At 61.1% G+C, this 20,744-nt stretch carries 12 protein-coding genes; 7 read left to right on the top strand and 5 right to left on the bottom strand.

The window, feature by feature from the left end:
- Positions 1 to 169 precede the first annotated feature (169 nt).
- From BM317_RS22025 to BM317_RS22040, 4 genes are all read left to right on the top strand, one after another.
- Positions 170 to 2,026, top strand: coding sequence for a DUF1302 domain-containing protein (locus BM317_RS22025; protein ID WP_092171606.1), 1,857 nt, complete (start codon positions 170 to 172; stop codon positions 2,024 to 2,026).
- A 25-nt stretch (positions 2,027 to 2,051) separates the two neighbouring features.
- Positions 2,052 to 3,416: a DUF1329 domain-containing protein gene (locus BM317_RS22030; RefSeq protein WP_092171610.1), complete on the top strand. Its 1,365-nt coding sequence runs from the start codon at positions 2,052 to 2,054 to the stop codon at positions 3,414 to 3,416.
- 372 nt (positions 3,417 to 3,788) lie between these two features.
- On the top strand, positions 3,789 to 6,524 hold the full coding sequence (locus BM317_RS22035; RefSeq protein WP_092476201.1) for a winged helix-turn-helix domain-containing protein: 2,736 nt from the start codon (positions 3,789 to 3,791) through the stop codon (positions 6,522 to 6,524).
- A 186-nt stretch (positions 6,525 to 6,710) separates the two neighbouring features.
- Positions 6,711 to 7,211: a methylated-DNA--[protein]-cysteine S-methyltransferase gene (locus BM317_RS22040; RefSeq protein ID WP_072410913.1), complete on the top strand. Its 501-nt coding sequence runs from the start codon at positions 6,711 to 6,713 to the stop codon at positions 7,209 to 7,211.
- 145 nt (positions 7,212 to 7,356) lie between these two features.
- Here the strand turns inward: BM317_RS22040 and BM317_RS22050 are convergent, their stop codons facing one another.
- The 4 genes from BM317_RS22050 to BM317_RS22065 all read right to left on the bottom strand — a co-directional run bounded on the left by BM317_RS22050 (position 7,357) and on the right by BM317_RS22065 (position 12,248).
- On the bottom strand, positions 7,357 to 9,264 hold the full coding sequence (locus tag BM317_RS22050; RefSeq protein WP_092476206.1) for an alkaline phosphatase D family protein: 1,908 nt from the start codon (positions 9,262 to 9,264) through the stop codon (positions 7,357 to 7,359).
- 135 nt (positions 9,265 to 9,399) lie between these two features.
- Entirely contained in the window at positions 9,400 to 10,395 is a 996-nt protein-coding gene (locus BM317_RS22055) for a TRAP transporter substrate-binding protein (RefSeq protein WP_092476211.1), read from the bottom strand.
- A 215-nt stretch (positions 10,396 to 10,610) separates the two neighbouring features.
- A complete protein-coding gene (locus BM317_RS22060) occupies positions 10,611 to 11,660 on the bottom strand; it encodes a hypothetical protein (protein WP_092476214.1) in 1,050 nt (349 codons plus the stop codon).
- A 171-nt stretch (positions 11,661 to 11,831) separates the two neighbouring features.
- Complete coding sequence (locus tag BM317_RS22065; protein ID WP_092171634.1) at positions 11,832 to 12,248, bottom strand: VOC family protein; 417 nt, start codon at positions 12,246 to 12,248, stop codon at positions 11,832 to 11,834.
- A 324-nt stretch (positions 12,249 to 12,572) separates the two neighbouring features.
- Here BM317_RS22065 and BM317_RS22075 point away from each other — a divergent pair, with 324 nt between their 5' ends.
- Positions 12,573 to 13,106, top strand: coding sequence for a DUF4256 domain-containing protein (locus BM317_RS22075; RefSeq protein WP_218190555.1), 534 nt, complete (start codon positions 12,573 to 12,575; stop codon positions 13,104 to 13,106).
- Positions 13,107 to 13,307: 201 nt separating this feature from the next.
- Positions 13,308 to 13,907, top strand: a complete 600-nt coding sequence (locus tag BM317_RS22080; protein WP_092171643.1) for a hypothetical protein — start codon at positions 13,308 to 13,310, stop codon at positions 13,905 to 13,907.
- A 223-nt stretch (positions 13,908 to 14,130) separates the two neighbouring features.
- Here BM317_RS22080 and BM317_RS22085 read toward each other — a convergent pair whose 3' ends face one another.
- Entirely contained in the window at positions 14,131 to 15,639 is a 1,509-nt protein-coding gene (locus BM317_RS22085; RefSeq protein ID WP_092476222.1) for a hypothetical protein, read from the bottom strand.
- Positions 15,640 to 16,054: 415 nt separating this feature from the next.
- On the opposite strand from BM317_RS22085, the gene BM317_RS22090 reads away from it, so the two are divergent.
- Positions 16,055 to 20,744: two-partner secretion domain-containing protein (locus BM317_RS22090; RefSeq protein WP_092476225.1), on the top strand; the 4,690-nt coding region annotated here is incomplete at its 3' end.

Below are 20,744 nucleotides of genomic sequence, written 5' to 3' on the forward strand. Positions count from 1 at the left end.
AAGCCGTACTACCTGCTGGCTATAGTCCGCTCACGGATTCTCAAGAACGGGGCGCACGCACGAAAGGGCGATGCGACTTCGACGGATGTCGGGACGCTGCCGCTCCCTGCCGCCGAGGTGTTTTTGAAATGTCCATTGCCATAACAATAATGCACATGGAGTAGCGTCGATGACCTCAGCAACCACGTTCTGGCGCCGGGCAAAACTGCCTCTGGCGGTCAGTCTCGCCTCTTCGCTCGCCGGGCCAGCATTCGGCGTCAGTTTCAACATCGGTGAAATCGAAGGCCAGTTCGACTCGTCCCTGTCGGTCGGCGCGAGCTGGTCCACGGCCAAGGCCAACCGGGATCTGATCGGTGTCAACAATGGCGGCAAGGGTTTGTCGCAGACCTCCGACGACGGTCACTTGAACTTCAAGCGAGGGGAAACCTTCTCGAAGATCTTCAAGGGCATCCATGACCTGGAACTGAAGTACGGCGATACCGGCGTGTTCGTGCGCGGCAAGTACTGGTACGACTTCGAACTCAAGGACGAACACCGCCTGTACAAGGACATCAGCGACAGCAACCGCAAGGAAGGCGCCAAGTCCTCCGGCGGGCAGATCCTCGATGCGTTCGTCTACCACAACTATGCCATTGCCGATCAGCCAGGCTCCGTGCGCCTGGGCAAGCAAGTGGTCAGCTGGGGTGAAAGCACGTTCATCCAGGGCGGCATCAACTCCATCAACCCGGTCGACGTGTCCGCGTTCCGTCGTCCTGGCGCCGAGATCAAGGAAGGCCTGATCCCGGTCAACATGTTCTACGTGTCCCAGAGCCTGACCGACAATCTGTCGGCCGAGGCGTTCTACCAGATTGAATGGGACCAGACCGTGGTGGATAACTGCGGTACGTTCTTCTCCCAGCCGGATGTGATTGCCGACGGGTGCAACGATAACCTGCGGGTGTTGAACAAGCGTTCGACCATTCCGTTGCCGGGCGTCATTCTTCCAATATTGGAAGGCCAGGGGGTCGATATCAACGAAGAAGGCGTGCTGGTACGTCGTGGCCCGGACCGCGATGCCCGCGACAGCGGCCAGTGGGGCGCATCGTTGAAGTACATGTTCGAACCACTGGACACCGAGTTCGGTGCCTACTTCATGAATTACCACAGCCGTGCGCCGATTTTCAGTGCCCAGGGGGCTGCGCAGCAGTTCTACACTGCGGGGCCCATCGCGGCACTGCGTCCTCTGATCGTGGCGGGTAACTCCAACTACTTCGTCGAATACCCGGAAGATATCCGTCTCTATGGCCTGAGTTTCTCCACGACACTGCCTACCGGCACGGCATGGAGCGGTGAGATCAGCTATCGGCCGAATGCACCGGTGCAGTTGAGCACCACTGACATTCTCTTCGCCGGTGTGACGCCACTTCCCGGATTTGGTGATGCATCGGTGCTCCAGGGCACGCCGGGCCAAGACCTGCATGGCTATCGCCGTAAAGAGATCACTCAGTTCCAGACCACCTTCACGCACTTCCTGGATCAAGTCATGGGCGCCAGCCGCCTGACCCTGGTGGGTGAAATCGGGGTGACCCATGTTGGTGGCCTGGAAAGCAAATCCGACGCTCGTTATGGCCGTGATCCGGTGTTTGGGCCGGGTGAGCTGCCCAACGGCTTCTGTAACTCGCTCAATACGTCTACTGCTGCGGGGGGCGGCCAGACCATCAACGACGTCAACAGCAACTGCAACAACGACGGCTTCACCACCTCCACGTCCTGGGGCTACCGCGCTCGCGCCATCTGGGAATACCCGGACGTGTTCGCTGGCGTGAACCTCAAGCCCAACGTGGCCTGGTCCCATGACGTCAAAGGCTACTCGCCAGGCCCTGGTGGCAACTTCGAAGAAGGCCGCAAAGCCGTCAGCCTCGGGCTGGATGCCGAGTACCAGAACACCTACAACGCCAGCCTGGCCTACACCAACTTCTTTGGTGGCGACTTCAGCACCGTGGACGATCGCGATTTCCTGGCGCTCAGCGTCGGCGTGACCTTCTAAGCACCGTATTTCAGGACGACACACTATGAAAATAACAAAGAATCTGTTGCAGGTCGGTGTTCTGGGGTTATCCCTGCTGGCCGCCAGCGTCATGGCGGCAGTACCCGCGGCCGAGGCCGACAAGCTCGGCAAGAGCCTGACGCCGATGGGCGCCGAGATGGCCGGCAATGCCGATGGCTCGATCTCGGCCTGGAAACCCATGGCCAAGAATGCCGGTGCCGTGGACAGCAAGGGCTTCCTGGCCGATCCATTCCCGACTGAAAAACCGCTGTTCACCATCACTGCGCAGAACGTCGAGCAGTACAAGGACAAACTCGCCCCGGGCCAGTACGCGATGTTCAAGCGCTACCCGGAAACCTTCAAGATGCCGGTCTACCCGACCCATCGCGGCGCCACCGTGCCGGACGAGGTGTTCGCCTCCATCAAGAAAAATGCGGTCAACACCAAGCTGGTCTCCGGCGGCAACGGCCTGGAGAACTTCGAGACGGCCGTGCCGTTCCCGATTCCCCAGAGCGGCGTCGAAGTCATCTGGAACCACATCACTCGCTATCGCGGCGGCAGCGTGACGCGCCTGGTCACCCAGGCCACCCCGCAGCCCAACGGTTCGTACAGCCTGGTGTACTTCCGCGACCAGTTCGTGTTCCGCGACAAGATGAAGGATTTCGATCCGGCCAACCCTGGCAACATCCTGTTCTACTTCAAGCAGCAAGTGACCGCGCCGGCGCGCCTGGCCGGTGGCGTGCTGCTGGTGCACGAGACCCTGGACCAAGTGAAGGAGCCGCGTTCGGCGTGGGTCTACAACGCTGGCCAGCGCCGTGTGCGCCGTGCCCCGCAAGTGTCCTATGACGGCCCGGGTACCGCCGCCGACGGCCTGCGTACCTCCGACAACCTGGACATGTACAACGGCGCACCGGACCGCTACGACTGGAAACTGGAAGGCAAGAAAGAGCTGTACATCGCCGCCAACAGCTACCGGATCGATTCGCCGCAACTCAAGTACGCCGACATCATCAAGGCCGGCCACATCAACCAGGACCTGACCCGCTACGAGCTGCGTCGCGTCTGGCATGTGACCGCGACCCTGAAGGAAGGCCAGCGCCACATCTACGCCAAGCGTGACTTCTACATCGATGAAGACACCTGGCAAGCCGCGGTGATCGACCACTACGACGGTCGTGGCCAACTGTGGCGCGTGGCCGAGGCCCATGCCGAGAACTACTACGACAAGCAAGTGCCGTGGTACGCCCTGGAAACCCTCTACGACCTGCAGTCCGGCCGCTACCTGGCGCTGGGCATGAAGAACGAAGAGAAATCGGCCTACGACTTCGGCTTCACCGCCACCACCGCCGACTTCACCCCGAACGCACTGCGTCAGGACGGCATCCGCTAAACCGCTCCACCCGAGGCCGCATCCTCGAAACAACGCCCCGACTGGTTCGGGGCGTTGTTTTTGTGGGGCTAAACACAAATGAGGAGGTAAACACAAAGTTGTGGCGAGGGGATTTATCCCCGTTGGGTCGCGAAGCGGCCCTCGACCAGCCAACTCGGAGCGACAGGTCGGTGCCTTCAAGCTTTGGGGCCGCTTCGCGACCCAGCGGGGATAAATCCCCTCGCCACAGAAGTGATGCCACATACCTTTCAAGTTGAATCGACTTGTAGTCTTTTTGTAGCCATTTGTAGCACTCCCTTCAATACCTCCTCGTTTACCGCTAGTCTGCGGACATCTGCAACGCCGCCACCCGCATTCCTACAAGAGCCGGCCATGACTGATTTGTCTTCACTTCCGGATTCTGCCCGCGCAGCCATCGCGGTACAGGACGGGCGTTTCTACCGCCCGCCCTTGCCCGACGGCCATGTCGCGCGGCCGCGGTTGTGCGAGCGTTTGGCCGCTGGGCTTGGGGGCAGGTTGCTGTTGGTCAGTGCCCCGGCGGGGTTCGGTAAAAGCTCCCTGGCGGTGGAGTTCTGCCAGAGCCTGCCGGCCCATTGGCAAAGCCTCTGGCTGGGGCTCAGTGCCCGGGACAACGATCCGGGGCGTTTTCTGGAACGCTTGCTCGACGGGCTCCAGGCATTTTTCCCGCAACTGGGCGGCCGGGCGCTGGGGCTGCTGAAAATGCGCCAGCGCCATCAACCCTTTGCCTTCGAAGAATGGCTCGATGGCTTGCTGGACGAATTGTCCGCCCACTTATCGCCCCGCAATCCCTTGTTGCTGGTCCTCGACGATTACCACCTGGCCCAAAGCCCGGTGCTGGATCGCTCCCTGCAATTTTTCCTCAATCACCTGCCCGACGGTTTGCTGGTACTCGTCACCAGTCGCCAGCGCCCGGACTGGCACCTGGCGCGCCTGCGCCTGTCGCGGCAATTGCTCGAACTCAACGAGCAAGACCTGCGCCTGACCCATGACGAAGCCTTGACCCTGCTCCAGCATCACAGCAGCTCGTTGCGCGGCGAGGCGCTGGAAAACCTCATCCAGCGCAGTGAAGGCTGGGTGGCCGGGCTGCGGTTCTGGTTGCTGGCCGCCTCCGAAGCCGGCAGCGAAGGCCTGCTGCCCCAGGCCTTGCACGGTGGGGAGGGGTTGATCCGCGATTACCTGCTCGAAGAAGTCATCGATTGCCTGCCCGCCGAGGTGCAGGCGTTCCTCTACGACACGGCCCCTCAGGAACGCTTTTGCAGCGCGCTGTGCGATGCCGTGCGCGAAGCCCATGACAGTGGCGAAATCCTGCGTTACCTGGCGGCCCACCAGGTCTTCCTGGTACCGCTGGACGAGCACGGCCATTGGTACCGTTATCACCACTTGTTTTCCGACCTGCTGCGCAGTCGCCCCAGCGCGCCGGCCATGGTCCCGGCCGCGACCCTGCACCTGCGGGCCTGTCGCTGGTTCAACGCCCAGGGCCTGATCGACGAAGCCGTGGAACAGGCGTTGCGGGCCGGGCATCTGGACGTGGCGGCGAACCTGGTGCAGAACCTTTCGGAGGAGCAACTGCTGGCCGAGCAGAACGTCGGCATGTTGCTGCGCTGGAAAATGGATTTGCCCGACAGCCTGCTCATCAGCACGCCGCGGCTGATCGTGCTCTACAGCTGGGCATTGGGCCTGGCCTGCCAATTGGACGCCGCCGAAGAGCTGGCCGCGCACTTGAGTCGTTTCCTGCCGGCCCCCTCGGCCACCGCGCAAAAGTCCATGCTTGCCCAATGGCTGGCCCTGAGCGGCATCGTCGCCCGTGGCCGCGGTGATCGCGAGGCCACCCTGCATTATTGCAGCGAAGCCCTGGAGAGCCTGCCGCAAAAACGCTACGGCCAGCGGCTGATGTGCCTGTCCACCTTGTCGAACCTGGCGATTGCCGACGGCGACCTGTGGCGTGCCCGGAACCTGAACCGCGATTCCCTGGAGCTGGCACAGCGGGTCGGCAACCCATTGTTCGAGGCCCTGGCCCATTACGACCGTGCCCGGGTCTTGCAGGCGCGGGGGGAAATCCTGCGGGCGCTGGACGAAGTGCACCAGGGCCTGCAACGTTTGCATAAACTATCGCCCCAGCGGCTTTATGCGGTGCGGGCGCGGTTGATCATGTACGAGGGGTTCCTGCTGACCTTGCGCATGCAACCCCAGGTCGGCCTGGCGCGGTTGCAGGCAGGCCTCACCGAAGCCCGCGCCTGCCGCGACATCAGCGTGCTGATCGGTCATTGCGTGATCGCCCGTATCGAAGGCTATGGCGGTGAGTTCGCCCGGGCCTTTGCCGAACTGGCTGAAGCCGAGCGCCTGATGCACATCTGGGATGTTCCGCCGATCTACTACCTGGCGATGATTACCCTGGTCAAATGCGAGCTTTGGCTGGCCCAGGGGCGCACCGATCTGGCCGAAGCCTGGCTGGCCCGTTTGGGCCAGACCTACACCGGCGAATGGGCCGCCGCGCCGCCGGAGTTCCACCCGCAACTGCCGCTGCACGTCGAATTGCAGCAGGCGGTGCTGGAATTCATCCGGGGTCAACCGATGCTTGCCGAAGGGCGACTCGATGCCCTGCTTGAACACGGCCAGCAAACCGGCCGGCAAATGCTCAGCGTGATGGCACTCAACCAAAAGGTCGCCTTGCTGTTGAGCGTCGGTCGTGAGCCCGAAGCCCGCCGTACCCTGGCCCAAGCTTTCGAAGCCGCCAGCGGCGGAGTGTTGCAGCCCTTCGAGTGGCTGTTTGGCAAGCACTGTGAATGGTTTCGCGAACAACTGCTGCACGCACCGCCCAGCACGTTGCGCGAACATCTGCTCGAACGCCTGCCCTCGACGGTGCCCCAGCCTGTCGACCCGGCGGCACCTGTCGAAACCCTCAGCAGTCGCGAGCGAGCGGTGTTGCAGCTGATTGCCCAAGGTTGTTCGAACCAGGAGATCAGCGAGCAATTGTTCATCTCGCTGCACACCGTCAAGACCCACGCCAGCCACATCAACAGCAAACTCGGCGTCGAGCGCCGCACCCAGGCGGTGGCGCGGGCGAAGGCGTTGGGGTTGTTGGGTTGAGCGAGGTTTTGGGAACGGCGAGAAAAACCTGTGGCGAGGGAGCTTGCTCCCGCTGGGCCTGTAGGAGCTGTCGAGTGCAGCGAGGCTGCGATCTTGTCCCAGGCAATTGAGTCGTAAGCGAAAGAATGAGATCAAAAGATCGCAGGCTTCGCCAGCTCCTACAGAACCTTGACAAGGAATCCCTCGATGTTGCCTCTGTACAAAACCATCCCGTCCCCCGTCGGCCAGTTGATCCTCGTCGCCCGGGAGACAAGATTGGCGGCCATCCTGTGGGAAAACGAGCGCCTCAACCGGGTGCGCCTGGGGCCTTTGGAAGAAGACACTCAGCATCCGGTTCTCAAGGAAACCGAACGTCAGTTGCTGGAGTACTTCGCCGGTCAGCGCCGCCGTTTCGAACTGGAGCTGGACTTTGCCGGCACTGATTTCCAGGTCCGAGTGTGGCAGGCCCTGTTGACCATTCCCTTCGGTGAAACCCGCAGTTACCGCGACATCGCCGTCCAGATCGGCCAACCGACCGCGGTCCGGGCGGTCGGCGCCGCCAACGGTCGCAACCCCATCTCGATCATCGCCCCGTGCCACCGCGTCATCGGCAGCTCCGGCAGCCTCACCGGCTTCGCTGGCGGCCTGGCGGCCAAACAACTGCTGCTCAGCCTCGAAGGCCAGCAGACCCTGCAGTTGGCGTTCTGACTGCTACTTCCCTGTGGGACTGTAGATTTTGCATCCATCCTCAATCCCCTGTGGGAGCGGGCTTGCTCGCGAAAGCGGAGTGTCAGGCAACTTATTTGGCGATTGATACACCGCTTTCGCGAGCAAGCCCGCTCCCACAATGTTTTCAGGCCGGTGGGGATTTTGGGGGCCGCATGCGTGTCGGTGGTTGGCCGTTGGCGTTGTGCTGGTAGATCTTCGTGGGCTGGCCCTGTTCATTGAAGAACACCTGGCCAATGCCGGCGCTGTTCCACAACCGTTCGCCGGCTTCGGCGTGTTCCGGGGTGTGGGGGACGATGCGCATGCTGCGGCGCTTGGTGAACCAGTTCAGGGGCGAGCGCGGGGAGTAGAGCCAACGGTTCAGGCGGTCGAACCATTCCAGCAGCACGGGCGGGAATTCATTCTTGATGCCGCTGCTGGTGATCTGCCAGATGCGCGGGCCGCCCTTGCGGTGTGGGATCAGCACCTCGTAGACGAAGGAATAATGCACGTCCCCCGACAGCACCACGTAATTACCCGGTGTGCGTGAGTGTCGGAAAATGTTCAGGATCACCTGGGCCGCGCCGCGATGGGCCATCCAGTTTTCCGCGTCCACCAGCAACGGATAACCGCACCAACTGAACACCCGCTGCACGGTCTCGATCAGCTTCACGCCGAAGATCGGCGCCGGTGAAACGATGATGGCCGAGGGGTGATCCAACAACTCTTGCTGCAACTCGCTCAGGGCTTCCCAATCCAGCAGGCCGGACGGTTGCTTGAGGGTGTTCTCACTGCGCCAGCGACGGGTGCGGGTGTCGAGCACCACCAGGGCCGGGGTGCTCGGCAGTACGTAATGCCACTGCTGGAAACCCAACAGGGTGTCGATCAATCGGTCCTGTGGTTCGCTGTCGAGGTAGCGATCTCGGGCAGTGTCGCTCAAGGCCAGGGTTTGCGGGAGCACGTCCGCAAAGGCATCCGGGTTGTTGCCCCAGCCTTGGCAGAGCATGTAGGCGATCAAGGCGTTGCCGATGATGCGCTTGGAGAACGGATGGCCGTAGGCCGTTTCCTCCCACTGCGCGGACAGATTCCAGTCATCGGTAATGTCGTGGTCGTCGAAAATCATCAGGCATGACAGGTGCGCAAATACCCGCGCCACGCCGCCCAGCCCGGTCTTGAACGCGTCGATGCGTCGCTGTTCCAGGGCGTAGCGCTGGCGCCGCTCGACGGTCAGTTCGGGGGGCTGCACAGCGATCAGTGTCCAGGGCACCGGCGACCACACCAGCAGGTACATCGCCATGACTTCGGCAAACGTCACCAAGTGATTATCGGCGCTGCTGCTGGTGAAGATCGGCTTGCGCGCCCCGCCGAAAAACCGCTCGCGCAGGGTTTCGTTGCTCTCCAGTGCCGGGAGCAAATCGGCGCGATGGTAATAACTGGCCGGATGTTGATAGAGCTTGGCGCTGTCTTCCACGACGGCGCCGTCCAGGCATTCCTCGAACAGCCCCAAGCGTTCGATCAGCCCATGAATCGCCCGCAGCATGGGCCCGGCGACGTCGTCGGCATAGACCTGGTCGCCACTCATCATCAGCAGTGCCGGGCGTTGCGCCGGGTTTTGCGCGAGCAGGCGGTCGACACAGAGCAGGCCATCGTTGGCCGGGTAATGGGGTTTGCGGCAGGAACCGTGAACCAATTGCTCGATACGCGAATGCAACATGAAGTTCGGGCACTGTGCGCCGTCATACAACAGATGCGGCGTCCACTCGGCGATGGGGGCGCCGTCCACCAGCAAGTCGTAGTCAATCGCCACGTCCCGGGGCAGGGGCGCGTCGAGCGTCACATCGATCAAGTGCACAAACGCCCGCTGCCCCACCGGCACCACGGTGCACCGTGATGCATCGAGTGCCAGGTCGCCGACACCGTCAATGCGCAGCGTCAACGCCAACGCTCGCGTGCCCACCAACCACATCACCAGGCGCGCAGGCTCCAGCCGCCGTAACAGCGGGCCGACCAGAACAGGGGGCAGGGCAAGGGCGATATCGGGGGTGGACGACAGCATCAGTGCTAAAAGCTCTGTTCAGGGAGAGGCGGGGATCATAACGCAATGTGCTGTGCAGCTGGGGATAGGGGGCGGACACTTTTGTGGTGAGAGAGCAAGCTTCCTCACCACAGGAAAGTGTCAAGCCTGGTGGTGTTACTGGGCGCTGTTGGAAGCCTCGGCCGCCTTGATCAGGTCCGGACCGATCTCTTTCTCGAACTTCGCCCATACCGGTTTCATTCGTTCGCGCCAGACACTGCGTTCTTGCGGCGTGAGGGTGATGATCTCGGTGGTCTTGGCGTCCAGGACGTGCTGCTTGTCCTGTTGGTTGAAGCGTTCCGCTTCCTGGTTGGCATGGGCAGTGGATTCGACCACGATCTTCTCCAGCTCGCTGCGGATATCCGGCGGCAGGCCGTTCCAGAAGTCCGACGTGGTGATCAACATGTAGTCGAGTATGCCGTGGTTGGATTCGGTGACGTATTTCTGTACCTCATTGAGCTTCTGGTTGTAGAAGTTCGAATAGGTATTTTCCGTGCCGTTGACCAGGCCGGTGCGCAGCCCCTGGTACACCACCGAGAAAATCATCGGTTTGGCCTTGGCATCCACCGCCTTGAACTGCTCCTCCAGCACCGCAGAGGTCTGTATCCGGAACGTCAGGCCACGGGCATCCTCAGGGGTGCGCAATGGCTTGCTGGCCGACAGCTGCTTCATGCCGTTGTGCCAATAGGCCAGGCCGATGACGTTCTTGCTTTCCATGGACTTGAGCAGTTTCTGGCCCTCGGGGCTTTGCTGGAAACGGTCTACTGCAGCGATGTCGTCGAATAGAAAGGGTAAGTCGAACAGTTGCACGGTCTTGGTGTACTGATCGAACTTGGCCAGTGACCGCGCAATGATTTGCACCTCTCCCAGAAGCAGGGCTTCCATCTCCTTGTCATCGCCGTACAGCGTGGAGTTGGGGTAGACCTCGACCTTCACCTTGCCCGGCAGCCGCTCTTCCACCAGCTTCTTGAGCATCAACGCGCCCTGGCCCTTGGGCGTTTGGTCGCCTACCACGTGGGAGAACTTGATGACGATCGGCTCCGCCGCCATGACCGTGCCCCACACGCCGAAAGCCAGAGTGCAGGCGAACGCTTTCCATACAGGTTTGAGCATTGCGAAATTCCCTTTGCCTTTACATTCATCGTACGGGCTTCTTCGGAACCCGACGTACAGCAGACAACGTCAAGTCTAGGAGAAAAATCATCCACCGCTGGGTGACGTGTTCAGGCGGGCAAACCATCGGGCTTCTGCTGGATGTGGGCGGGTGTTCACGGCCCCCTTGTGGGAGCGAGCCTGCTCGCGATGACGGCGGTACAGCGCTGCTCCTGCTAGTTGCGCTTCCAGCACTCCGCAAACCTTGCACAAACCCCGTAACGCTCATCCATCTGCGCCATCCTTTCCAGGTGATGACCTACCGCTTCGACCGTCACCCCGTTCCCGATCCGGAAGTATTCCACCATCATCGCGACATCCAGATCGATCTCGGCTTTCTCCGGCTTGGCATTGGCGGTTTTGGGCAACGCCCATTGTTCCAGCTGCTCATCCTTCACCTGCCGCAGGCGCGTCTGGTATTCGTCCTTGAAGCGTTCCAGCGAGCGCGCCTTGTTCTGCGCCATGTCATCGCCAAATGTCTTCAGGTTTTCCCGGTACAGCGTCCAGTAGTCAGGCGGCAGGTCGAAGCCGAGCTTGGCCTTGCGTTCGCTGATCAATGTGTCGAGTTTTTCTGGCGAATAAGACTCGACTTTTTCCTTGGCCGGATCGGTTTTCACGGTGACGACCAGGCTCTTCCCGATGACCCGGTTCATCAGCTCCAGGCGATGGGGCGTGTCCGGGTAGGTTTGGGGGAACAGCGCGTTGCGACCGGCGCAGGCGGGGAAATCTTTTTTCAGGATCGGGATCGGTGTGCGTACGTCCTTGCCGTCGACCCGTTGCAAGCGTTGCAACTGAGTCAGGCAGAGGTTCTTCTCGGACTTGAAGGTCACCTCGTATTCGGCATTGGCCTCGGGGGTAAAGTTGAAGCCCTTGCCGCACACGGCATAACCGCTGTTCATGTTGGTGCGCAGGTAAATCTGCTCGCCGGGCTTGAGCTTGACCTCCAGGTAGCCCTTGGCATCCTTGGGTGCCGGAACGCTCATCCCCACCCGCCGCGCGGTATCGCTCAGCAGCAGATTGTTGAGAATGCCCGTGGTTTGCCCGTCGCAATGGGCTGCATCGAAATAATCCAGCGTGGCGTTACTGGTATTGGCGACGAACCGCAACTTGGCGGCGTCCGGTTCGACGGCGTCGGGGTAACTGCCGTTGACGCTGCAACCGCCGAGCAATACGAACAACGCGGACAATGCTGACGACGGGACAAGACGGCGAGGCAGGGCGAGCATGAGTCATCCTTGAAGGATCGATAATGTGGGTGAATGCTACTGAAGTGCCACTATTGCGTCCACCGCCGACCTCCTGTGGGAGCAAGCTTGCTCGCGATGACGCCCGCACGGTCAACATCACCGATCCAGACACGAGCAAGCCCGCACAGGGGATTGCCCGCCAGTTGAAGCTCAGGGCTCCAGCGCCGGCCCCTTCAACTCGATCTGGTTGCCGTCCGGGTCGAAGCAGTAAATCGACCAGCCCTTGCCCTCCGCGCCATAGCGCATCTGCGCCTTCTCAACGCTCAGCCCCGCCGAAGCCAGATGCGCGAGGAGGGCTGGTTCATCGAACGGCTCGATTCGCAGGCACAAGTGATCGACATTGTGCCCCTGCTTTCCCGCTGCCGGTCCACCCTGGCGACCGAGAGGCCCGTCCACAGCAACCAGGTCAATCATCGAAACACCGGTGCCCAGATGAAGCATGCCTAGATCGTCCCGGCGCTTCTTCAACTCGCAACCGAGCACCGATGTGTAGAAAGCAAGGCTGCGCTCGAGGTCCTTTACACGCAGGACGATGTGGTCGATGCGTTGAATCGTGAAGTTCTTCATACGGGCCTCATGTGCTCAGTGATGGACGCCAGGGTTACTTCACCTTAGCCATTCATGCTGGAATGGCCTCGCAACAACAATCCTCCTGTGGGAACGAGCTTGCTCGCGATGACGCCATTTTAGCCACCATTCGCCCAGTTCCTTTCCAGGTTTAACAATATCCAAGTCGGTCAATTCCTTGATCGCCCGGATGACGGTCATTTTTGCGTAGGAGAAGGACTGCTCGAAGGCCGCGCGAGTGACCGATAGTGGGTGACGCCATACTTTGATCAGGTATTGAATCAGCATAGTCGTGACGAAAAATTCGTATCGGTCACGCAACGCATAGGGAAGGATCTTGATGTTTTCCTGAAAACCCGCTTCGAACAAAACCTGAGTCGTCACCTAGACATCCCCTGGACCGACGTCCGGAACCGGCTCGAAAACAACCCCAATGCCCTGGAGTCCCTCCAAGCCCTGGACGCCACCGGCGGCGAGCCAGACGTGATCGGCCTCGACCCGAACACCGGCGCTGTCACCTTCTGCGATTGTGCCAAGGAAAGTCCGGCCGGTCGCCGGAGCCTTTGCTACGACCGCGCGGCCCTGGAGACGCGCAAGGAGAACAAGCCCAAAGGCAGTGCCATCGAAATGGCCGAAGCGATGGGCATCGCCCTACTGACGGAGGACCAATACCGAGCCCTGCAAACCCTCGGTGAGTTTGATGCCAAGACGTCCAGCTGGCTGGCGACCCCTCCAGAGCTTCGCTCGCTCGATGGGGAAATTTTTGGCGATTACCGGTATGGCCGGGTGTTCATCTACCACAATGGCGTGCAGTCGTATTCCGCGGCGCGCGGGTTTCGCGGCGTGCTGCAGGTCTAGGCAAACCCGTGGCGTTAGCGAGTGGCCCACCGGATGGTTTGCCTCGCAGGTGGCTCTGTGTTTTTATACACGCGGGCACAAGTAGCCTCCCTGCTGCGATGGGAAATACGAAAAATCTAAGTGAACTTACCCACTTATTTAGCCACGGCAAGCAGCATGCTAGTCGAAGCTCGTCTTCGATTTGGCTAAAGGAGTGAAGCTATGTTCCTTTCAAACGCGGCCGAGTGTATTGACGATCTCAAAGGGTTGGCTCGGGTGTTGGTCATTGGTGAATACACCTATTGCCAACGACTCACCCACCTCTGCAAAGAGTTCGGTTTCAATGACTTCCATCACTTGCGCAAGGTCCTTGAGCGTCTACCTGACGACCAGATAGGCAATATCTCCACCACGCTGATGCGTCGGTATTGTGAGATGGCCCAACCCCAGCCAGGCGTTGCCTACTATGAGTTTCTCTCGGTCAACAACGACACCCGTCTAAGGTTTTACAGCCAATGGGCGGGTTGGGATAAATTCGGACAGGAAGTCAGGGTGCCCAGGCCGTTGCAGGGCGCGTCGGCACCCCGCTTGCGCAAGTCGCTGAACAAGACGGTCTTTATCGTAGAAACCGATCGCCAGTTAGTCGCGTGGCGCCATCGCTGGCATGGGCTGTGTTACATACCCGCCGAGCTGTGCAAAGAACACATGAAAGAAGCCTTCGAGCGAAAAAAGGCGGTCGTGAAAGGTATCCGCAATGAGGAGTTCCCTTTGCTGGAAGACTTCAGCGATAACTACGCGACGTGGTATCCGGTCATCGAGTAACTTCATGTGCAAAGGACTCTCAGGAGCCTAAGGCCAGTCAGCTAAGGATCAAACGACACAAAACCTGTGGGAGCAAAGCTTGCTCGCGATGGCGGCCGCCCTGTCAATGGCGTTGTCGACTGCCTAACCCCAACCGCGAGCAAGCTTTGCTCCCACGGATTGGGGCTTGACTGACTGGCATTACTCTCAGGAGTCCTTCTTTTTCGCCCGCAGCAAAACCCCCTCACTCAAACAACAGAACCTCACCCCCCTTGGCCTCAACCATCTCGCTGAATTCCGGCAGCCGCGCCACAAACTCCGTCTCGAACGCCAGGTAGCGATCCTGCGCCGGTACATAACGAACATCTGGCTTGATCCGCGGAATGTCCTGGGTCGACAGCTTCACCACCTCGTTACTGTCCTGATTCCAAAACCACGCCAGCGTCTGCGACCCAAACGTATTGGCGCGGTAATTCCACACCCACCAATTCCCATGCCCCCGGGCAACATGAAGCTGCCCATGAAAGGTACGCAACGTAATGACTTGCTTGGGCTGGGTGACGAGCAAGCGCGTGTCCTGGCGCAGTTCACTGCCGAAACCGTCCAGCGTCGCCTTGGTCTTGGCACCGGTCATGAAGTTGAAGCGCCACGCCAACAGCACCGTCTCCTGATAACCCGAATGCTCGACGTTCTGCCGCGCGCCTTCGCTGAACAGCAGGATCTCGTCACCCCCCAGGTAAGCCGTTGACGCCCTGAGTTTATAACCCTCGGCGGGCATCGCCCGGGCGACGATGGCCTGGTGCGGCGGGTCTTGATTCCAGACCCAGCACTTCGGCCCATTGTGTTGCATGAACAGCAAACGACCAGGGCCGACGGGCAGGATCGTCAGTTCATCCGCGTACTCGAAAATCACTTCGCTGCTGTCCGCCGTGATCCGCCAGATCCGCGTCAAATGCTCGGGTTCGTAGATGCGCTGACGTTCGAATATCTCCGAGCCCACCACCACGCAGGGCTGTTCAAACTCCGGCCACTGCACCCCGACAGGCCCGAACGCCGCGATCTCATCGCCTTGACGAATTTCGTATTGGTAGCGGTCGTCCGCACTGTAATCGCCGCGTATGACCTGACGTTTCCACAGGCTGCGCCGGGCATCGGCATCGATGAGCTGAAGGTCTGCACCGTCCACGTCATCGGCCCGCTGTTCAAGCATGTCCTGTTCGGCGGGCGGCCACTGGTTGTAGTCGATCAGAAAGCACAACCACTGGTCTTCGTCCTGCTCGGTGATGGCGGCCCAACCGTTGCGGTAGTTGTATTCATGCACATAGGTGGCGCCGGGATAGTCATGGACTTCCTGCAACCACTTCACCTTGCCGCGCTTGGGCTTGGCCGGCTTGCGTTGGACGGCGTCAGGCTTGGGCGGCCCGATCAAACTCGCGGTGAACCTCGGCTCGCCGCGCTGGCCTTGCCAATGCCGGGCAAACGCCTCGCGCTGATCGACCGGGACAATCACCGGCCGATAATCGTCGCCACCGGCATCCAGGTTCCACAAGTCATAACCCTGACCCGCCAACACCGGCACCAGCGCCTCGAAACAGACCTCGGGCATCTCGTTGGACAACTCATCCAACAACGCCTCGAACCCCGGGCCGGCAAACACACCGATGTCGGGGTAGTAATGCTGCAACAGCCCGAGCAAGTCGCCACCCGGTGTTTTCCAATCGATATGAACCAACGGATCGAATTGCGATTGCATCACGCCTGTCTTCCCTGTGGTTTCTCTGCGGCCATCTTAGCTGCACACCGCCGAAGCCCCAAAGCGAAGATAGGCCGGGCACAGGCCACTGTGGGAGCGAGCTTGCTCGCGATAGGGCCGGGTCAGGCGACATCAATGGTGTCTGGTTTACCGCTATCGCGAGCACGCTCGCTCCCACAGGTATTCCAGTGTCGAACACCCTCCAGATCAAAAAAAATTCACTCAATCCCCTCAATCAAAAGCCGTGGGTGCTCCAGCAAAGGTATCACCCCGCTTACCGCAGACATGATGGAACGGAGCACTTTGGGATTTCGAGCCGTCATCCGTCCGGATGCGGTTTTCCATTTGATTTGTTGATTGCGAACCGCCTGATCATCGTGGCGCGGCCAGCCGTATTAAGGATGAGTGAACAAAAATGAACCGAGCTTACCGAGTAGTCTGGAATGCTGTGTTGGGCGCGTGGCAGGTGGCATCAGAGTTGGTCAAAAGCCAAGGCAAAGACAAAAGCCGCAAATCCCTCAGCCTGGTCATCGGCGTGGGTGGCGGGGTCTTCGCTTCGGTTGCCACGGCGGGAGCGTTACCGTCGGGCGGCAATATCGTGGCGGGTAACGGCAGTGTTCATCAGAACGGCAACAACATGGCCATTCATCAGGGTAGCGATAAGCTCGCAATTGACTGGCAGAGCTTCTCCATCGGCAAAGGCAACACCGTCCAGTTCATCCAGCCGGGCGCGGCGTCTGTCGCATTGAACCGCGTGTTGGGCTCGGATGTGTCGGTGATTCAGGGCGCACTGAAAGCCAACGGCCAAGTATTCCTGGTCAACCCCAACGGCGTCCTGTTTACCCCCGGTGCCCAGGTTGATGTAGGCGGCTTGGTCGCGTCCACGCTCAACATGACCACAGAAGACTTCCTCGCGGGCAACTACCGTTTCAGTGGCAACAGCACCGCCTCAGTGGTCAACCAGGGCAACATCAATGCCGCGCAAGGTGGCACCATTGCCCTGATCGCCGCAAAAATCGTCAACGAAGGCAACATCACCGCGAACAAGGGCAATGTGCTGCTGGGCGCCGGCAGTGTCGTGACGCTCGACCTGGGCGGGCCGGTGCAGTTGGAAGTGAAAGAAGGTGCGCTTCAAGCGTTGATCGAAAACGGCGGCGCCATTCGTGCCGATGCCGGCCGCATCCTGCTGACCGCCCGTGCGGCGGAAACCCTGGCGAGCACCGTCATCAACAACACCGGTTTGATCGAAGCCCGTTCCCTGGATATCGGTGAAAACGGCGTGGTGACGCTGATGGGGGATCAGGGCGGTGTGCAAGTCGCCGGGCGAATCGATGTGTCCTCCGAGACCGGCAAGGGCGGCAAGATCGTCGTGACCGGCGAGCGTGTCGCGATCAACGGCGGCGCTGAGCTCGACGCCACCGGCGCCAAGGGCGGCGGCGACATTTATGTGGGCGGTAGCTGGCAAGGCAAGGACCCGGCGATCAAGCAGGCCAGCCAGACCACCATCGCCGCCGGTGCCGTGCTCGATGCATCGGCGACCGACAACGGCAAGGGCGGTACCGTGGTGGCCTGGTCGGATACCAAGAAGCCGGGCAGTGTGACGCGGGTGGATGGCACGCTGAAAGCCACCGGCGGTGCCAAGGGCGGCGACGGCGGCAAGATCGAGACCAGCGGTGCCAAGCTGGCGGTGAGCAAAGCCGCCGATGCTTCGGCCAAGAACGGCAAGGGTGGCTTGTGGTTGCTCGACCCGGACAGTGTCACCGTGGGGCCGGGTAATGGAGGGCTGACGGGCGGCGCCAACGGCCAAGCCGCCACGGTCGGTTTCGACGCGATCGACACCGCCCTGGCCGGCGGCACCGATGTGGCAATCAAGGCCGACAACACCATTCACTGGAACGGCGACTACACCCCGCAGGGCGTCAGCGGCGACCGGACGCTGACGTTGCAGTCGGGACACGACGACGGCGCAACAGGCCGTTATGTCTTCGGCAATATCTTCCTCAACGGTGACATCGATGCCAGCGGCGCTGGCAATGGCAACAGCCTGGCGTTGATTCTCAACGGCAAAATCGCGCTCAACACCGACGTCAGTTTGAAGAGCAACGGCGGCAATGTCGTATTTGCCGGCGTGGTGGACTCCGATGCGGTTGCCAACAACCGCGAACTGCGCGTCGATGCCGGTTCGGGCTCGATCATCTTCAGCGACATGGTCGGCGGTAACAGCGCGCTGGGCGCCCTGTATGCGACCACCAGTGGCGCAGGCAAGACGTTTATCAACGGCGCAAAAGTCTTCACCCGCGGCGAGCAGGTCTACACCGGTGCGGTTGAGCTGGGCACTTCACAATTCCTGAACGCCGACTTCGAAAATGGCCTGGTCGGGTGGAAGACCTCCATCGACCAGTTCTTCACGGGCGTCACCGTGGTGGATGGCGTGGTCTCGCCCAATGACCCGACGTTGCCGACGACCTCGCCCACGAACGGCAATGCGCCGAGCGTTTCCCCAGGCGACCAGGGCAACATGAATTACAAACCCCTCACCCCGGTCGCTGCCGCTGGCCAAGGCAAGGACGGCGGCGCCGCGCTGCTGCTGGGGACCGAGAATACCTCCAACTGCCTCAACGCACCCGCCGGCTGCATCATGCGTGGCCCTTCGGTCGTGAGCGAGGGCACGGTCTCCCTGGCCGCCGGGGAAAAGGTCAGCTTCGATTACAAACCGGTCGCGGGCGGCGATACCTACGATGTCTTTGGCTACCTGTTGAACGTCAATACCGGCGAATACCAGATCATCCTGAATGAAACGGGTAACGGCACGGGGGCGGTGAACTGGCAAAGCCACACGGCTACGGCCGACAAGGCCGGCACGTACAAATTCGTGTTCGTCTCGGGCAGTTTCGACCAGACCGCCGGCAAGCAGGTCGGTGGCTCGCTGTACGTTGACAACATCAAGACCGACACTTCGGGCAGCAAGGGCCTGCAAGGCAGCTCCATCACGTTCAACGGCAGCCTCAACAGCACCGACAACAACCTGGCCATCAAGGCGGACGACATCAACTTCAACGGCGGCGCCGGCAGTGTCACCGGCAATGGCAGCATCGCCCTTGAGACCAACACGCCGAGCAAAAACATCGCAGTGGGCGGCAGCACTGGCGACGCCCCCGGTTCGTTGGAACTGACCGGCACCGACATCGGCGCGCTGGGCGACGGGTTCACCTCCGTCAACATCGGCGGCGCGGACATGACCGGTGACATCAACATCATCGAAGCGACCCGCATCGACGACAACCTCGTCCTCAATGCCGGCACCGGCAATATCCACATCAACGACCAGCTGACCGTGGCCGACGCCCCGGGCACCGGCAACGATGACACCAAGCCGGCCCCCGTCCTGGTGTTGCAGAGCAACGGCGGCAAGGTCGACCAGACCGCCGGCGGCGCCATTGTCGCCGATGGCCTGGTGTTGCTGGGCGATGGCGCCACCCATGACCTCGACAACGCGGCCAATGACGTCAACACCATCGCCAGCGACACCGGCACGGTCAGCTTTGCCGATGTCGATGACCTGACCGTCGGCGTTGTAACCATTCCCGATAGCCTGACTCCGACAAACCCGCAAGGCGTGCCGGTCGCCGGCATGACCCAGACCGGCGACCTGAACCTTGTGGCGGACACCCTCACGGTCGGCCAGGCCCTGCTCACCCAGGGCGATACAAGCCTGACCGCCGACGAAATCGATCTCGCCGCGAGCATTTCCGGTAGCGACAGTCTCACCCTGCAGCAGAAGACCGATGGCCTGGACATCCACTTGGGCGGCAGCGATGACCCGGAGGTGACCGGGCCTAACGATCCGTTGGTGCTGTCCGGCGCTGACCTGGCCAACATCCAGGATGGCTTCGACAAGGTCGTCATCGGCAACGACAAGACGCGCAACATCACCGTCGACGATGAAGGCGCGACGTTCAAGGACGATCTGGCCCTGGTCGCCAACGGCGTCCTGGACCTGCTGGGCGATCTGATGCTCAAGGATCCCGAAGGCACCGACGAAGACGGCACCACCGGCAAGGGGCTGACGCTGAGCGTCGACGCGGGCCAAGGTGCGACTCAGGGAGCTGGCGCGACCATTACCGCAGACGAATTGGCCTTGCGCGGCGAAGGTGACTTCCAGCTGGGCAAGGGCGGGCATGACGTGGGTGTCATTGCCGCCGATGTCGGCAGCCTGGCATTTGCCGGCAACGGCAACCTGACGGTGGGCACCGTGGACGGTACTGTGGGGATTACCTCCGATGAAGCGGTCACCCTGAAAACCGATCACGACCTGACGTTGGTAAAAGGCATCACTATAGAAAACGGCCCTCGCGACGATGCCAGCCAGGGCCAGACCCGTGCCGACGACATCATCACCCTGGAAGTGGCGGGCAACACCACCCAGTCCGGCGACGCCGGGGCCAAGCTGGATGCCAGCGGCCTGGTGCTGCTGGGCGGCAATTACGCGCTGGGCAATACCGGCAACGTGATTGGCGATATCGCCAGCGCGGCGGGCAAGGTCCAATTCAACAACAGCGCAGACCTCAAGGTGGGTTCGCTGACCGCGACCCATGCCGACGGCACGCAGACAACCATCACCGGGGTGAACAACACCGGCGACGTCAGCATCGGCACTCAAGGGAACTTGGCGATCAACGAAGGACTGGCCACCAGCGGCAATGTGTTCCTCAATGTCGACGGCAAGACCACCCAGGATGCCAACGGCAACATCACCGCCGACGGCCTGGCCCTCAATGGCGGCGACTTCGAGTTGCGCAACAACGGCAACGTGGTGGGTGACATCGCCAGCGAGGCGGGCAAGGTCGCCTTCAACAACACCGGTAACCTGAAGGTCGGCACGCTGACCGAAACCGATGGCAACGGCAACGTGGTGAAAGTCACCACTGGTGTGAATAACACTGGCGACGTCAGCATCGGTACCCAAGGTGACTTGGCGATCAACGAAGGGCTGGCCACCAGCGGCAACGTGTTCCTGAACATCAGCGGCAAGACCACCCAGGATGCCGACGGCAACATCAGCGCCGATGGCCTGGCCCTCAACGGTGGCGACTTCGAGTTGCGCA

Origin of the sequence: Pseudomonas sp. NFACC24-1 (genome assembly GCF_900115235.1) — a bacterium.
GTDB classification, from domain to species: domain Bacteria; phylum Pseudomonadota; class Gammaproteobacteria; order Pseudomonadales; family Pseudomonadaceae; genus Aquipseudomonas; species Aquipseudomonas fluorescens_AA.